The sequence below is a fragment of the Pacificibacter sp. AS14 genome (assembly GCF_038899935.1).
Classification (GTDB): domain Bacteria; phylum Pseudomonadota; class Alphaproteobacteria; order Rhodobacterales; family Rhodobacteraceae; genus Celeribacter.
The window spans coordinates 67,390-81,499 of the sequence record NZ_JBBMQI010000004.1 but is presented as its reverse complement, the minus strand read 5'-3'; the positions used below and the strand labels follow the sequence as shown (position 1 = coordinate 81,499).

The window sequence follows — 14,110 nt, the reverse complement described above, 5'->3', positions numbered from 1 at the left end:
TTGGCCTGAATAGCGTTCTAATGGCAATGTTAGAAAATGATTAAACATATCCTTCTTCCGCTCGCTGTAACGTTGTTTGCAGCCTCCGCTGCCACAGCCGCCGAACCTTTGTCCGGCGCTGAATTCGATGCATACGCCACCGGCAAAACGCTTACGTTTGCAGAAAACGGTGAGCCCTATGGCGCAGAACAATATCTGCCAAACAACCGCGTTCGCTGGGCTTTCGATGAAGACACCTGCATGGAGGGCGTTTGGTATGAAAAGGAAGACAACATTTGCTTTGTCTACCAAGATGGCGACGCCCCACAATGCTGGAGCTTCTATCTTGAGGACGACAAACTCAAAGCTGTATTCAACGGCAACAGCGGCACGGAATTGTATGAAGCATGGACAACGGACGGTCCATTGGCCTGCATGGCACCGGGTTTGGGCGTTTAGGTCCAAGTCGCTGATTTAGAGCACGGGTTTTAGAACAAAGACCCCTGATCAGGCGCTGGTAGCTTTGGCTTTCTAGTTTTTGATTTTGGCTTTGATTTTTCGATCGGGGTTTGTGGTGCAGTTACTGCGGATGCGGCACCCTTAATCTGCGCACGGCCATCAGAGAACTGAACCTCGTGCATCTTGGCCGCGTCAGTTACTGAGGTGACCAAAGTACCAGATGCATCACGGATCACAGCGTACCCACGTTTGAGCGTTTCCTCATATCCCATAGCTTGGCGCATAGCCTCAAGGCGTTCAAGCCACTGACGACGTTTCTGTTCTTGGGCGCGTGCGGCGAGAACGAGACGTGCAGAGACTTGATCAAAACGATCCCGTTTGCGCTGGGTCACCTCGGCCAAGCGCACAGGATCAAGACTACGTGCCGAAGCATTCAGACGCTCGCGACCGCGATCCACTTTGGATTGCAAAAGGTTCACGCGCAACCCTGCAGAGGCCGAGGTCAAACGATTGCGCTGTTTACTGACGCTCAACACCAAGGCCTGCCCGAGCCGCGCATCAGCTTGATCAACACGCTGACGCGGCACATCCAATAGACGTTCTTTGGCGGGCATAACACGCGCCAAATCCGACAGGCGTTGTTTGCGACGTTGCAACCCTTGGGACAGCCCCCGCGCCATACGGCTTTTTTGCTCTTGGATCAAAACCCACAATTCGCGACGCACTGGCACGGCCATTTCGGCGGCGGCTGTCGGCGTGGGGGCACGCATGTCTGAAGCGAAATCGATTAAGGTGGTGTCTGTCTCGTGGCCCACCGCAGAAATCAGCGGAATGTTTGAGGCCGCCGCCGCGCGCACGACAATTTCCTCGTTAAAGCCCCAAAGATCTTCAACAGAACCACCGCCCCGCGCAACAATCAACAAATCAGGCCGCGGAATTACCCCGCCCACAGGCATGGCGTTGAATTGTTCAATCGCATTGGCGACTTCGCGCGCGCTGTTTTGCCCTTGCACAGCTACAGGCCAAATTAACACGTGACGCGGAAAACGGTCGCGCAAGCGGTGTAAAATATCGCGGATCACAGCCCCAGACGGCGAGGTCACTACGCCGATCACTTCGGGTAGATATGGAATAGGCTGCTTGCGACCTGCGTCAAACAGACCTTCTGCGGCCAGTGCTTTTTTGCGTTTTTCCAGCATCGCCATCAAAGCGCCCGCGCCTGCAGGTTCCACACTGTCGACGATCAATTGATAGCGCGAGCCACCCGGAAAGGTCGTCATGCGACCTGTGGCGATGACCTCCATCCCCTCTTCGGGGCGGACCTTCATCTTGGCAACTTGGCCTTTCCAAGACACGGCATTGATCACGGCCTTGTCGTCTTTGAGGTCAAAATACATATGCCCTGAACGCGGCATAGACACGCGGCCCACTTCGGCACGAACCCGCACGAATCCAAACTCGCCCTCGATAATCTTTTTCACAGCACCCGAAAGCTCAGATACTGTGAATTCCGGTGCGTTTGAGGTGCCTTTTGGGGCTTCGTCTTCGAAAAGGTCAGACATAGGGGAGTGCGCGCCTTGTTTGGTCGACTGTTAGACTTGTGTCAGCTTGGGTCAGACTTTAGAACGCCAACAACAAAAGGTGAAGCATAGGAATTGGCGCGATGAATATTCTCATTCTCGGATCTGGCGGACGTGAACATGCGCTTGCATGGGCTGTGCTGCAAAACCCCAAATGCGACAAGCTGATCGTGGCTCCTGGCAACGCTGGCATTGCGGCGATTGCAGAATGCGCGCACTTTGACATCAACGACGGCGACGCTGTGCTCAGCTTTGTCGAAGAGAACGCCATCGAGTTCGTGATCATCGGACCTGAAGCGCCTTTGGCTGCTGGTGTGGCGGATGTCTTGCGCGCCGCCAATGTGTTGACCTTTGGCCCCTCTCAAGCGGCAGCGCAATTGGAAGCCTCGAAAAGCTTTACCAAAGAAATCTGTGATGCCTCCGGCGCGCCAACTGCTGGCTATGCGCATTTCACCGATGCCGAGGCTGCCAAAACCTATATCCGTGCCCAAGGCGCGCCGATTGTGGTCAAAGCCGATGGTCTGGCCGCTGGCAAAGGCGTGATCGTGGCGATGGAACTGCAAGACGCGCTGAACGCCGTGGACGATATGTTTGGCGGTGAATTTGGCGCAGCAGGCGCCGAGGTCGTGATCGAGGAATTCATGGACGGCGAAGAGGCGTCTTGGTTCATCTTGTGTGACGGAACAAACGTTTTACCCCTGGGCACAGCGCAAGACCACAAACGCGTCGGCGACGGCGATACGGGGCCAAACACTGGTGGCATGGGCGCTTATTCCCCTGCGCCTGTGATGACCGACAGTGTGATTCAAAAAGCGATGGACGAAATCGTCAAACCCACTGTCGCAGAAATGGCCAAACGCGGCATGCCCTACCAAGGCGTGCTTTACGCTGGCTTCATGATCAAAGACGGCCAACCCCGCCTTGTGGAATACAACTGTCGTTTTGGCGATCCTGAATGTCAGGTGTTGATGATGCGTTTGGGCGCACAAGCGCTTGATCTGTTGATTGCCACGGCTGAGGGCACGCTGGACAAAGCCCAAGCCAATTGGGCCGATGATCACGCTTTGACCGTTGTGATGGCTGCTGACGGCTATCCCGCAGCCTACAAAAAGGGCACCGAGATCAAAGGCCTGAACGCCCTGCCTGCCGACAGCAACCGCATGGTGTTTCATGCTGGCACCGCATCAAAAGACGGCATGATTGTTGCCAATGGCGGGCGCGTGTTGAACGTGACCGCGCGCGGCGCGTCTTTATCCGAGGCACGTGATGCAGCTTACGCGATGATCGACGGCATCGACTGGCCCGAAGGATTCAACCGAACAGATATTGGCTGGCGCGCGCTTTAACTTACCTTGCCGAGAGACCTTAAAGCGCCGTCTGGTTTAGGGCGGCGTTTTTCTTTGGTGAAGATATTTCCACCAATTGTCTTGGGTTTCTTAATCTCTTGGTCGTGTTTACCACTTCTTAAGGTTAATCCGCGATAAAGGGATCAAGAACCAAAGGGTAAAACCCGAAATACATGAATGATACAGGCGGCAAAGCCGCTGGCAGGTTCTTGGAAAACACAAAAGGCGCGCTCGAACGGCGCGCCTTTTGGTTGTTTTGTATTTATTTTCTAAGGGTCGACTGTCCCAGCCCTCGTGTCCCAGCCCTCACAAGCCTGCTCGGGCGTTCGCGACTTCAATAGGTCCCCCAGACCTATTGATCTCACCTACGGTGAGACCAAAAACAAGCACCCAGCCCTCGCAAGCGTGCTCGGGCGTTCGCGACTTCAATAGGTCCCCCAGACCTATTGATCTCACCTACGGTGAGACCGTCGCTCACCCCATACGTTCACTGGCATAGCTGCCTGGGCTAGCGGGGAACACGACGGTTTTATTGCCGTTGATAAACACCCTATGGTGGATGTGCGCATGAATGGCACGGCTAAGCACTTGCGCTTCAACATCACGTCCCAAGGACACGTAGTCATCCGGACTTTGTGCATGAGTGATACGCACCGTGTCTTGCTCGATAATCGGACCTTCATCCAGATCCGCCGTCACATAATGCGCTGTAGCGCCGATCAGTTTCACACCACGCTCGAACGCCTGTTTATAAGGGTTAGCCCCTTTGAAAGACGGCAAGAATGAATGGTGAATATTGATGATGCGTCCCGACATCTGTTGACACATATCATCCGACAAAATTTGCATGTAGCGCGCCAAAACGATCAGCTCAGCACCCGTGTCTTTGACCACTTGCATGATCGCGGCCTCAGCTTTGGGCTTGTTTTCTTTGGTCACTTTAATGCAGTGAAACAGAATATCGTAATTGACCACAACCTTTTGATATTCCATGTGATTTGAGACCACAGCAACGATATCAATTGGCAAAGCACCAATGCGCCAGCGGTACAAAAGGTCATTCAAACAATGGCCAAAGCGCGAGACCATCAAGACGACTTTCATCTTTGTGGCCTCGTCATGCATTGCCCATTGCATATCAAATGCCTGCGCAACGGGCGCAAAGCCATTCTCAAGTGTCGCCTCGTCCAAGCCCTGTTCCGAAACAAAGCTCATGCGCATGAAAAACTGGCCGGTGCCCGGATCATCAAACTGTGCAGAATCGGATATGTTACACCCCAGTTCCGCCAGCTTACCCGAAATCGCCGCAACGATACCGCGGGTCGATTGGCAGGTGACTGTTAAAACATGTGAGCTCATGGCACGCTGTCCTTAGTTCTATCGTGTAAAAAGATTTTGCCAATCAAGGCAAGACAGGCCACGCCGAGTACGGGAGGCCTGCTCAGTTAACCTTTGTCGCAGATCAAATATGGACCGAAACTCGTTGGTCCAACGTAGGGTGCGACCGTTTCGCTGTGCAAATCGCCGTTCACCAAACGTGTCTCAACAATGTTTTTCCAATCAGCATCTGCGGTAACAACAACAGGCAACTGCCCCGCGCAGCTGCGCACACCACCTTCGATAATCGGCGCTTGGAAGTGATGGTTTGTCAGCCCAGCTTTCGATGCAAGCTCAGAGGTGGCCCCAACCGATCCATCGATTTCGACAGACAAAAGTCGCAGCACCTTGGCCAAATGCGGCCGATCCACATAAGCGATCTCATCAATGCCGTCACCGTTGAAGTCGGCGATACCAGCGATGGCCAGCCAACGATTGCGGGTGCCTATAGGGGCATTGGACGCGATAGGGATCAACGCACCATCACTAAGCGTGAACACCTGAACCCGCGCCCCTGCCGTAAAGGAAGACACGACCGTGACAATCTCGGGCGATCCATCTTTATCGAAGTCATGCAAACGTGGTGCGGTGTCTTCAAAAATCGCGCTGCGATAGGACACGCCAAGACGTTTGCCATCAGAGAGCATCACCTCAAGTTCGGCATGTTCACCGCCCGTCACAGCCCCATGCCCGTAAACATCAGTTAAAGTAACGTATTTGGCAGACACAATATTTTGCGCGCTTGCAGGTACGGCGAAAAGGGCCGCGCCCGCAAGGAATACAGCCCCAAATCGCATCAGATTTGTTTTTCAGGCAAGTTGACCACCAAGCCATCCAAAGCGTCAGTCACTTTGATTTGGCAAGTCAGGCGTGAGCGTGCAGGATCAGGCTGGTAGGCAAAATCAAGCATGTCTTCTTCCATCGGATCGATAGGGGAAAGTTTTTCAACCCACTCAGGGGCAACATAGACATGGCATGTGGAACAAGCACAGGCACCACCGCAATCGGCATCAATACCTGGCACAGCATTGTCACGCGCGCCCTCCATAACCGTCCGACCAGTTGGCACGTCGACAACATGCTCTGTGCCTCCGAATTCGACATATTTGATTTTTGCCATGGGGAATCCTATCTGAAATCAACAAAAGTTATGTGTAAACTATCGTGCTCGCGCGACTAAGAAAAGGACGTATTGCTCGGTTCAAACGCCAGCACTTGATCGTCAGGGGTAAAGGGTATGCACGTTATTGAAAGTAGAAAATCGCACCGAGTGCGCGCCTGATCGCCTTGTATAGCTCGGGCCTTTTACTGCAAAGGTTTTGGCGCTATGATTGACGCAACGATCCTAAAACGGACACAAAGCAAATGTTACAGGTGTTTCTGGCCCCGTCCCGCGCAGCATTGCGATTTTGTGGTTTTGTCACGCTTTGCGCAAGCCTAAGTGCGTGCCAAATGTCTGGGCCTACGGATGAAGTTTTACGGGCAGGCGATGCGTCCTTTGCGCCCCCTGGCGCCGATCCCGACGCCTGTTACGGACGTCACACAACACCTGCAATTGTTGAAACGGTGACCGAACAGGTTTTGGTGCAGCCGCCCCAAATAGATTCTGATGGAACTGTGTCATATCCCGCGATTTATCGCACAGAAACGCGACAAGACATTGTACGAGAGCGCAAAGAACTGTGGTTTGAAACGCTTTGCGCTGAAGCGTTGACCCCTCAGCTTGTAGCCTCTGTGCAGCGCGCTTTAGCAGCTCGCGGCATATATGACGGACAGGTCAACGGCAAATTTGACCGCGCCACGCGGCGTGCGGTCGCCGCCTATCAAAAGTCCGAAGGGCTAGACAGCGAAATTCTGTCGCTGGCTGCGGCACGCAAACTGGGTTTGGTGGAAATGCCGCGCCCCGAATGAACACCACATTAGATTGATTTTCCAAGCAAAAGGGCGGCTCAGGGCCGCCCTTTTCTACACCGTTAGGACATAAGCGACGTTAGTCGTCTAAGATACCAAGAGCTACAAAGCGCGGCTCCCCTGCGCGACGCACTAACAAGAGAACGGTTTTTCGTCCCGCTTCACGCGCATCTTCTGCACGCAACTTAAGATCATCAGCGGACGCAATAACTTCTTGTCCAGCTTCGACAATCACATCACCAGAGCGCAAGCCTTTTGAAAAGGCCTCAGACGCCTCGTCTACGGCAACCACAGCCAAACCGTCTGTGCCCTTTGAAACCCCAAGTTGTTCGCGTAGTTCATCAGTGAGAGGCATCACGGTCAAGCCAAAGAGTGTTGTATCCTCTGGCTGACTGGGTGCTGCGTCAGCAGCCACGGGGAAAGCCACATTCTCCGCTTCTTCACGGCGCCCAAGCGTTACCATCAGCGTTTTGGTTTTCCCATCGCGGAACACAACAACGCGTACGGCTTTACCGACTTCGGTTTCGCCGACGGTGCGCACCAAACCATTGGCGTCTTCCACATCTTTATTGTCAAAAGACAAGATCACATCACCGGACTCTAAACCTGCGTCTTTAGAGGGGCCCTCTGGCACATCAGTGATCAAGGCCCCTGACACAGCCTCAAGCCCCATAGCTTCAGCAACATCTTCGGACACGGTTTGGATTTTCACGCCCAACCACCCACGACGGGTTTCACCGAATTCAGTCAACTGGTCGGTCACACGTGACACTACATTTGACGCCATAGAAAAGCCGATACCAATCGAGCCACCATTTGGGGACAGGATAGCGGTGTTTACGCCAATGACTTCGCCGTCCATGTTGAACAAAGGACCGCCAGAGTTGCCGCGGTTGATGGCAGCATCGGTTTGGATGTAGTCGTCATAGGCACCTTGCAAAGCACGTCCCCGTTGCGACACGATGCCTGCAGAAATCGAAAATCCCTGGCCAAGAGGGTTGCCCATTGCCATCACCCAATCGCCCATACGAGCCACATCACTGTCGCCAAAGGTAACGAATTTTAGTGGCTTATCGCTTTCCACCTTGAGCACAGCGATATCTGTTTTTGGGTCTGTGCCAACCAATGTAGCGGGCAAAACGAAACCTTCAAAAAACTCGATTTCAATTTCATCGGCTCCCTCAATGACGTGATTGTTGGTCACGATGTAGCCATCTTCAGAGATCACAAACCCCGATCCAAGCGCATTACTGCGACGCGGGGCAGAATTGCCGCCCTGCCCGCCACGATCCATGAAGTCTTTGAAAAAATCTTCAAAGGGCGAGCCTGGTGGCACCATTGGTGTCGCATCAGTAGAGGCCTCAACGATTGTGGTCGTGGTGATGTTCACAACGGCTGGGCTAACTTGTTCCGCCAAGTCTGCGAAACTTTCCGGTGCGCCGCGCGCATCCGCCGTGACCGTTTGGAGCATTAAAGCGATGGCCCCGATGAGTGCCACAAACATGACCCGCATTTGGGGGCTTTTGTGGACGTTTTTAAATGGAATGGCTATTGCCGTGGTCATAGGACTCTTTCCTCCGTAATGCACGCGCACATCAACGTCGCGTGGCGCTTTGAACTACTGCATGGGTAAAGATAAGCACGATTTGGCGCAACTCAATGCCAGTCGCGTTCAGTCAACTGCATGTGATCGACGCGTGAAAGAGGATAGCCGGAAAACCAGTTCACATTCACCATATTTGTGAGGCAAAAGCCAAAAGAAAAGGGCCGATGCGAAACACCGGCCCTTAGTAAACTGCTTCACGATCGAACGTTAGCGACCGTCAGAGGACTTCAAATAATCGAAGAATTCTGAGTCAGGTGAGATCACCATTGTGGTGGTGTCCCCAGTCAAACCTGCGCGGTATGCATTGAGTGAACGGTAGAATTCAAAGAACTCAGGGTCCTCACCAAAAGCATCGGCAAAGATCCTGTTGCGCTCGGCGTCAGCTTCACCACGTGTGATCTCAGCTTTACGGCTCGCATCGGATTCAAGTTCAACCACAGTCCGGTCGGCTTGGGCCCGCACGCGTTGAGCGGCTTCTTCACCACGCGCGCGCTCATCAGCCGCTTCGCGTTCACGTTCTGCACGCATCCGTGCAAAAGTCGCATCCAAGTTTTGCTCTGGCAAGTTTGTCTGCTTAAGACGCACGTCCAAAATGTCCACACCAAGTTGGGCGGCACGGGTGCGCGCTTGATCAGTAACTTGTTGCATCAAAACGGCGCGTTCTGCGGACAGAATGGTGTTAGACGTCACACCATCGGCACCCAAAACGGCACGAATACGGTCAATGATGATACCGTTCAGATCGACCTCTGCTTTACGCAGGCCACCTGTAGACACGGCGCGTTTGAATTTCACCACATCAATGATGCGGTAACGCGCGAAGGCGTCAACCACGAGGCGACGATCGTCTGATGGCGTGACTTCTGTCTCTGCTGTTTCGAGCGACAAAATGCGGTCATCATAGTATTCCACGTTTTGGATCAGCGGAATTTTGAACGCCACTCCGGGTTCTTCTTTGACGGCTTTAATTTGACCGAACTGAATGACCAAAGCTTTTTGACGCTCATCCACGATGTAGATGGACGACAGGAAAACAACGACGAGAATAACAAAACCGACGAAAAGTACTGGAAGCTTTTTCATTAGTTGGTCCCCCCGTTTTTCTTGAGTTCATTGAGCGGAAGGTACGGAACGATGCCTGAGCCTTCGCTGCCTTCATCCAAAATGATTTTGTCCACGCCGCTGTAAACCTCTTCGATGGTTTCCAAGTATAGGCGTTTACGGGTCACTTCTGGGGCGAGTTGGTATTCACCCAAAACAGCTGTGAAACGTGATGCTTCACCTTGTGCCTCATTGACCACGCGCGCGCGGTACCCTTCGGCTTGCTCCAAGATACTTGCAGATGTACCACGGGCGCCCGCAACAACTGTGTTGGCATAGGCATCCGCTTGGCGTTCCAAACGGTCACGTTCTTGTTCGGCCGCTTGTACATCGCGGAAGGCGTTGATCACTTCAACAGGCGGATCCGCTTTGTCGAGGTTGACACGTACAATCGAAATACCTGCATCGAGATCATCCAAAGTCGATTGGATCAGCTCTTTGGCATTGTCGGAAATTTGACCACGATCTCTGTTGAGAATCGGAGACAACTGACGTGAGGCAATGATTTCACGCATTGAAGATTCACTTACAGCACGCACAGTGCCGCGCGGATCCGCAAGGTTGAAAAGATATTTGGAGGAATCGTTGATATTCCAAACGACTTGGAAATCGATGTCCACGATGTTTTCATCTGTGGTCAGCATCAAACCATCATTGCCAGCAGACCCAGAGCCAATGCTCTCAGAACGTTGGCCTGTTACGTTGACCAGTTCGTGCGACACGAAAGGCCAAGGTGCAAATTGCAAGCCCTCAGTGGTGGTGCGGTGATATTGACCCAAGAACAGCTCGACGCCGTTTTGTTCCGTTTGCACTGCATAAAATGAGCTGAACGCCCAAATACCAATCGCGCCAAGCACACCGAAGCCGATCCAGGCTTTAGGAATCTTACCAGAGCCACCGGCGCCGTTCGTGCCAGTGCCATTCCCTCCGCCTTTGCCGCCCATCAAAACCTTAAGGTATTCATTGCCTTTGCCCAGCAACTCATCGATCTCAGGGATTTGCGGCTGATTGCCACCGTTCGGACGGCGATCGCCGCCCGAGTTTTTGTCATCGTTCGAAGGCCCGTTGCCGCGATTTCCACCGCCGCCCGATCCCCATGGTCCGCCGTTATTGCTGGCCATTTAGGTGTGTTCCTCTCTCAAAAACGTTCGGCGCAACCGCGGACGTCCGCAGTCGGCCAAGTCTTGTGCTTAAAATGTTCTTTTTGGGGGCAGGTTTCAAGGGCAGCGCACCAAGGCACGCTGCAATTATGTGTTTTTCCACGAAATTTTTGCCCCAAGCGCCGCGCGAACCCTAGTTGTGGACGCGCACGGGCTCTTTCATCAACACAATTTCTTCGGCCATGGTCGGATGAACCGCAACGGTTGCGTCGAAATCTTCTTTTGTCGCCCCCATTTTCACGGCCACGCCTGCAAACTGGATCATTTCGCCGGCATGTGGCGCGATGATGTGACAGCCCAAAACTTTTCGCGTATTCACACAAACGATCAGTTTGAACATGACACGCTCATTCTTTTCAATGAAAGCATTTTGCATTGGGCGGAAGGCTGCAGAGTAGACCTCGACAGGCCCCTCTTCGCGCGCTTGTTCTTCAGACAATCCCACTGCGCCGTATTCTGGCTGCGTGAAGATTGCTGACGGCACATTGGCGTGATCGGGTTTCATCGGATTGCCTTTGAACACGGTCTCGTGGAAGGCCACAGCTTCGCGGATAGCCACGGGCGTCAACTGAATACGGTTGGTCACATCACCCACGGCATAGATCGACGGGATGTTGGTCTGGCTGTAGTCATCGACCACAACTTCGCCCGAACGCCCTTGCGCGACACCAACAGCTTCAAGTCCAAGCCCGTCAACTTTGGGTGTGCGACCCGTGGCATAAAGCACCACATCAAACACCTTGGTGTTGCCGTCCGTAGATGTCACATGCAGGCCGTCGTCTTGTTTGGCGATGCTTTCAACGTCGGTGCCGGTGTGCAAATGGATGCCTTGCTCTTTGATCACCTCGGCAATATGGCCGCGCGCCTCGTCATCAAAGCCACGCAAAATCTGCGCACCGCGGTAGTATTGCGACGTTTCCGCGCCCAGACCGTTAAAGATACACGCGAACTCGGACGCGATATAACCGCCGCCCACGATCAAGATCCGTTTTGGCAGTTCAGGAATATCGAAAATCTCGTTTGATGTGATCGCATGCTCAATACCGGACACGTTTTGCGGCACGAACGGCGTGCCACCTGTAGCGATCAAAATGTGTTTCGCTGTCACTTCCGTGCCGTCAGCCAAGACAACAGTGTGCGCGTCTTTGACTGTGGCGCGTTGGTGAAAAATTTCCACGCCCGCGTTACCCGCATTTTTGGTATAGATGGCTTCCAAGCGAGACAGTTCCGCTTTCAAACGTGCTTGAAACGATACCCAGTTGAAGTCACCGATAGAGATGTCCCAACCGTAAGACGCAGCCTCAACCGCGGCCCCTGAATACTGGGATGCAAACACCATCAGTTTTTTGGGCACGCAGCCACGGATCACACATGTGCCGCCCATGCGGAACTCTTCAGCCAAGGCCGCTTTTGCGCCACCTGCTGCGGTCAACCGTGCAGCGCGTACACCACCAGAACCACCACCGATTACGAAGAGATCAAAATCAAAAGTCATGTGTCACCATCCAGTCAGGAATATTTTCAAAGTTGACGCCAAATGTAGGCATACCAAGGCCAAAACAAAACCCCACAGAGACCTGCGGGGCGTAACTTTTCGTGAACGAATGAAACGTCGTCACCACACGCGTGCTCAATCGATATCGGCAAAGATGTTTTCGCTGTCGGCAAACTGCACTGTGTCTTCAGTGGTTTCACCAGAATTGATGTCCCGTGTCTCGACGCGCCCATCGCCATGGCCGATCACCACCACATCACAAATGTCGACAAACAGACCGTTCTCCACAACACCCGGAATTTGGTTCAAGATCAACGCCAGTTGGCGCGCATTGCCGATACGTTGCAAATGCAAATCGATGATGTGATTGCCTTCATCGGTAAAATAAGGCGTATCGCCGTTCATGCGCAGTGTTGAATATTGGCCGAGCACATCCATTGAGACCAACGTCTCTTCGACCAATGCTTTGGTGGTCTGCCAACCAAAGGGAATGACTTCGACAGGCAATGGGAATGCGCCCAATGTGTCGACTTGTTTAGACACATCTGAGATCACGATCATTTGGTCAGAGGCAGTGGCCACGATCTTTTCTTGCAACAAAGCGCCGCCGCCGCCTTTGATCAAGTTCAACTCAGTGTCAAATTCGTCAGCGCCATCAATAGTCAGATCCAACCATTTGGCCTCATCCAAGGACATCACGCGCAGGCCCTGTTGGCGGGCCAGTTCTGCTGTGCGTGTCGACGTGGGAACGCCAGTGACGCGCAGGCCTTCATTGCGGACTCTCTCGGCCAACAAACGCACCATCCAAGCTGCGGTCGACCCTGTCCCAAGCCCAAGCTTCATACCGTCCTCGACAAACCCAACAGCGCGTTTGGCCGCAACGAATTTGGCTGTGTCGATCGGGGAAAGAGTGTCGGACATGGATGGCTCTCCGTGAGTGATAGGCCGCTGCCTTTGGGGCCTTGGCGTCATTTCGTGTCGTATTCTGCAAGTCGGCATTTATACTTTGATAAAAAGCGCACGACCTATCGTTCCCTTATAGGGGCTCACCATTGTCGGTGATAGTATGAAATATACACTAGATTAATCTCGGCTCCACATGACATAGCCCCGCAGCGCGCCATTGTGACGTCTTTTATCATTAAACCAAATCGAAATCAGTTTCGGGCAGAATCGCCCTATGTATCAAATGGTGGCACTGATGATGGTGGGTCTGACCTTGGCGGCTTCGGTTGCCTTCGCGGTGCCCTTGAAAATCATCATGATCCAAGCCCTGCGCATGTCCGCAGCCGCCTTATACATTTTAACGCGACCCAATCGCTAAGACACAAAACTCTCCCAAAACGATGCGCGCGAACGGTTCACGACACCCAACTCAACGCGTCCAATAAATTGGGCAAGGCACGTCGCGGTAGAATCAGCAGCATTCCATCGCCGTGAAAGGTCATTTCCACAGTTGTTGCGCCTGCCTCATTTGAGGTTCCGATCCGCCCACCCGGTCCAAAGACAATATTATCGATGGGCCAGAGCAACCCTTTGCTCGTTCCGGTCACAGGCATGAGCGGAAACAGCGAGACCCGTGTGCCGATCTCAAGTTCCAAACACAAATGGCGCGGCGCATGAACGCAAATATCAATGTCGCCCAGAATGATGCAATGTTTTTCGGGATAGCGCACAAGTGTGTTATAAACAGACAGCTCGTGATCGATCCGCGCGCCCATGAAGCCTACGCCCAAAATAAGCGCAGAGTCCACGCGGGATAGGCATTTCTCGAAATCTGTGCTGTCTTGTTCTGGAATATGATGCAGGATTTCTGCAGGCATTTTTGCGCGAATGCGATTTGGCAGGCTGTCAAAATCACCTATCACAGCTTCTGGCAAATACCCCAATTCAAGCGCAGTTGCCGCCGCCCCGTCGGCTGCAACAAGATGCGGAGCAAGCCTTAACGCGTGTTCAAGCGTTGCTATACTAACCTTGCCACCACCGAGCAAGGTCACACCATTTGGGCTGGAAAGGACATATTCTGTCATGGGATCACTATGCGCCAAAAACCACTCTGCCACAATTAGAACACGAAATAAGCAAGCTGTTTTCTT

At 53.1% G+C, this 14,110-nt stretch carries 14 protein-coding genes; 4 read left to right on the top strand and 10 right to left on the bottom strand.

The genetic code is table 11. The features are described 5' to 3' along the window. Positions 1-36 precede the first annotated feature (36 nt). On the top strand, positions 37-438 hold the full coding sequence (locus WNY38_RS06090) for a hypothetical protein (RefSeq protein ID WP_342856442.1): 402 nt from the start codon (positions 37-39) through the stop codon (positions 436-438). A gap of 29 nt (positions 439-467) precedes the next feature. Here WNY38_RS06090 and xseA read toward each other — a convergent pair whose 3' ends face one another. After that, complete coding sequence (xseA, locus tag WNY38_RS06085) at positions 468-2,000, bottom strand: exodeoxyribonuclease VII large subunit (RefSeq protein WP_342856441.1); 1,533 nt, start codon at positions 1,998-2,000, stop codon at positions 468-470. 101 nt (positions 2,001-2,101) lie between these two features. Between xseA and purD the strand changes: the two genes are divergently transcribed. Further along, the gene (gene purD / locus WNY38_RS06080; RefSeq protein WP_342856440.1) at positions 2,102-3,364 is read left to right on the top strand and encodes a phosphoribosylamine--glycine ligase; all 1,263 of its coding nucleotides are present in this window, start codon (positions 2,102-2,104) and stop codon (positions 3,362-3,364) included. A 474-nt stretch (positions 3,365-3,838) separates the two neighbouring features. Here purD and purU read toward each other — a convergent pair whose 3' ends face one another. The 3 genes from purU to WNY38_RS06065 form a co-directional block, all read right to left on the bottom strand. Continuing rightward, positions 3,839-4,723 (bottom strand): formyltetrahydrofolate deformylase, encoded by an 885-nt coding sequence (gene purU / locus WNY38_RS06075; protein WP_342856439.1) that lies wholly within the window; start codon positions 4,721-4,723, stop codon positions 3,839-3,841. An 86-nt stretch (positions 4,724-4,809) separates the two neighbouring features. Then, positions 4,810-5,538: a VCBS repeat-containing protein gene (locus tag WNY38_RS06070; protein ID WP_342856438.1), complete on the bottom strand. Its 729-nt coding sequence runs from the start codon at positions 5,536-5,538 to the stop codon at positions 4,810-4,812. Then, a complete protein-coding gene (locus WNY38_RS06065; RefSeq protein WP_342856437.1) occupies positions 5,538-5,861 on the bottom strand; it encodes a 2Fe-2S iron-sulfur cluster-binding protein in 324 nt (107 codons plus the stop codon). Before WNY38_RS06065 ends, WNY38_RS06070 begins: the two co-directional genes overlap by 1 nt. A gap of 332 nt (positions 5,862-6,193) precedes the next feature. Here WNY38_RS06065 and WNY38_RS06060 point away from each other — a divergent pair, with 332 nt between their 5' ends. Then, complete coding sequence (locus WNY38_RS06060; RefSeq protein WP_342856436.1) at positions 6,194-6,652, top strand: peptidoglycan-binding domain-containing protein; 459 nt, start codon at positions 6,194-6,196, stop codon at positions 6,650-6,652. A gap of 79 nt (positions 6,653-6,731) precedes the next feature. On the opposite strand, the gene WNY38_RS06055 is transcribed toward WNY38_RS06060, so the two are convergent. The 5 genes from WNY38_RS06055 to rpiA form a co-directional block, all read right to left on the bottom strand. Then, a complete protein-coding gene (locus WNY38_RS06055) occupies positions 6,732-8,216 on the bottom strand; it encodes a Do family serine endopeptidase (protein WP_342856435.1) in 1,485 nt (494 codons plus the stop codon). A gap of 249 nt (positions 8,217-8,465) precedes the next feature. Further along, positions 8,466-9,341 (bottom strand): protease modulator HflC, encoded by an 876-nt coding sequence (gene hflC, locus WNY38_RS06050; protein ID WP_342856434.1) that lies wholly within the window; start codon positions 9,339-9,341, stop codon positions 8,466-8,468. Further along, positions 9,341-10,480, bottom strand: a complete 1,140-nt coding sequence (gene hflK / locus WNY38_RS06045; RefSeq protein WP_342856433.1) for an FtsH protease activity modulator HflK — start codon at positions 10,478-10,480, stop codon at positions 9,341-9,343. The genes hflC and hflK overlap by 1 nt, the downstream gene beginning before the upstream one ends. Positions 10,481-10,652: 172 nt before the next feature. Further along, the gene (gorA, locus tag WNY38_RS06040) at positions 10,653-12,014 is read right to left on the bottom strand and encodes a glutathione-disulfide reductase (protein ID WP_342856432.1); all 1,362 of its coding nucleotides are present in this window, start codon (positions 12,012-12,014) and stop codon (positions 10,653-10,655) included. 135 nt (positions 12,015-12,149) lie between these two features. Next, the gene (gene rpiA / locus WNY38_RS06035; RefSeq protein ID WP_342856431.1) at positions 12,150-12,935 is read right to left on the bottom strand and encodes a ribose-5-phosphate isomerase RpiA; all 786 of its coding nucleotides are present in this window, start codon (positions 12,933-12,935) and stop codon (positions 12,150-12,152) included. Positions 12,936-13,194: 259 nt separating this feature from the next. On the opposite strand from rpiA, the gene WNY38_RS06030 reads away from it, so the two are divergent. After that, positions 13,195-13,338 carry a hypothetical protein gene (locus WNY38_RS06030; RefSeq protein ID WP_342856430.1) on the top strand — a complete coding sequence of 48 codons (144 nt, stop codon included), beginning with the start codon at positions 13,195-13,197 and terminating at the stop codon, positions 13,336-13,338. A gap of 37 nt (positions 13,339-13,375) precedes the next feature. On the opposite strand, the gene WNY38_RS06025 is transcribed toward WNY38_RS06030, so the two are convergent. Beyond that, entirely contained in the window at positions 13,376-14,044 is a 669-nt protein-coding gene (locus tag WNY38_RS06025) for a thiamine diphosphokinase (RefSeq protein ID WP_342856429.1), read from the bottom strand. Positions 14,045-14,110 lie beyond the last annotated feature (66 nt).

Bases quoted from the DNA above. Each gene is read 5' to 3' on its own strand.
- purD (WP_342856440.1), top strand. From the start codon at position 2,102: ATGAATATTCTCATTCTCGGATCTGGCGGACGTGAACATGCGCTTGCA.
- WNY38_RS06060 (WP_342856436.1), top strand. From the start codon at position 6,194: ATGTCTGGGCCTACGGATGAAGTTTTACGGGCAGGCGATGCGTCCTTT.
- WNY38_RS06055 (WP_342856435.1), bottom strand. From the start codon at position 8,216: ATGACCACGGCAATAGCCATTCCATTTAAAAACGTCCACAAAAGCCCC.
- WNY38_RS06065 (WP_342856437.1), bottom strand. From the start codon at position 5,861: ATGGCAAAAATCAAATATGTCGAATTCGGAGGCACAGAGCATGTTGTC.
- WNY38_RS06090 (WP_342856442.1), top strand. From the start codon at position 37: ATGATTAAACATATCCTTCTTCCGCTCGCTGTAACGTTGTTTGCAGCC.
- hflK (WP_342856433.1), bottom strand. From the start codon at position 10,480: ATGGCCAGCAATAACGGCGGACCATGGGGATCGGGCGGCGGTGGAAAT.
- gorA (WP_342856432.1), bottom strand. From the start codon at position 12,014: ATGACTTTTGATTTTGATCTCTTCGTAATCGGTGGTGGTTCTGGTGGT.
- rpiA (WP_342856431.1), bottom strand. From the start codon at position 12,935: ATGTCCGACACTCTTTCCCCGATCGACACAGCCAAATTCGTTGCGGCC.
- xseA (WP_342856441.1), bottom strand. From the start codon at position 2,000: ATGTCTGACCTTTTCGAAGACGAAGCCCCAAAAGGCACCTCAAACGCA.
- WNY38_RS06070 (WP_342856438.1), bottom strand. From the start codon at position 5,538: ATGCGATTTGGGGCTGTATTCCTTGCGGGCGCGGCCCTTTTCGCCGTA.
- WNY38_RS06030 (WP_342856430.1), top strand. From the start codon at position 13,195: ATGTATCAAATGGTGGCACTGATGATGGTGGGTCTGACCTTGGCGGCT.
- hflC (WP_342856434.1), bottom strand. From the start codon at position 9,341: ATGAAAAAGCTTCCAGTACTTTTCGTCGGTTTTGTTATTCTCGTCGTT.
- purU (WP_342856439.1), bottom strand. From the start codon at position 4,723: ATGAGCTCACATGTTTTAACAGTCACCTGCCAATCGACCCGCGGTATC.
- WNY38_RS06025 (WP_342856429.1), bottom strand. From the start codon at position 14,044: ATGACAGAATATGTCCTTTCCAGCCCAAATGGTGTGACCTTGCTCGGT.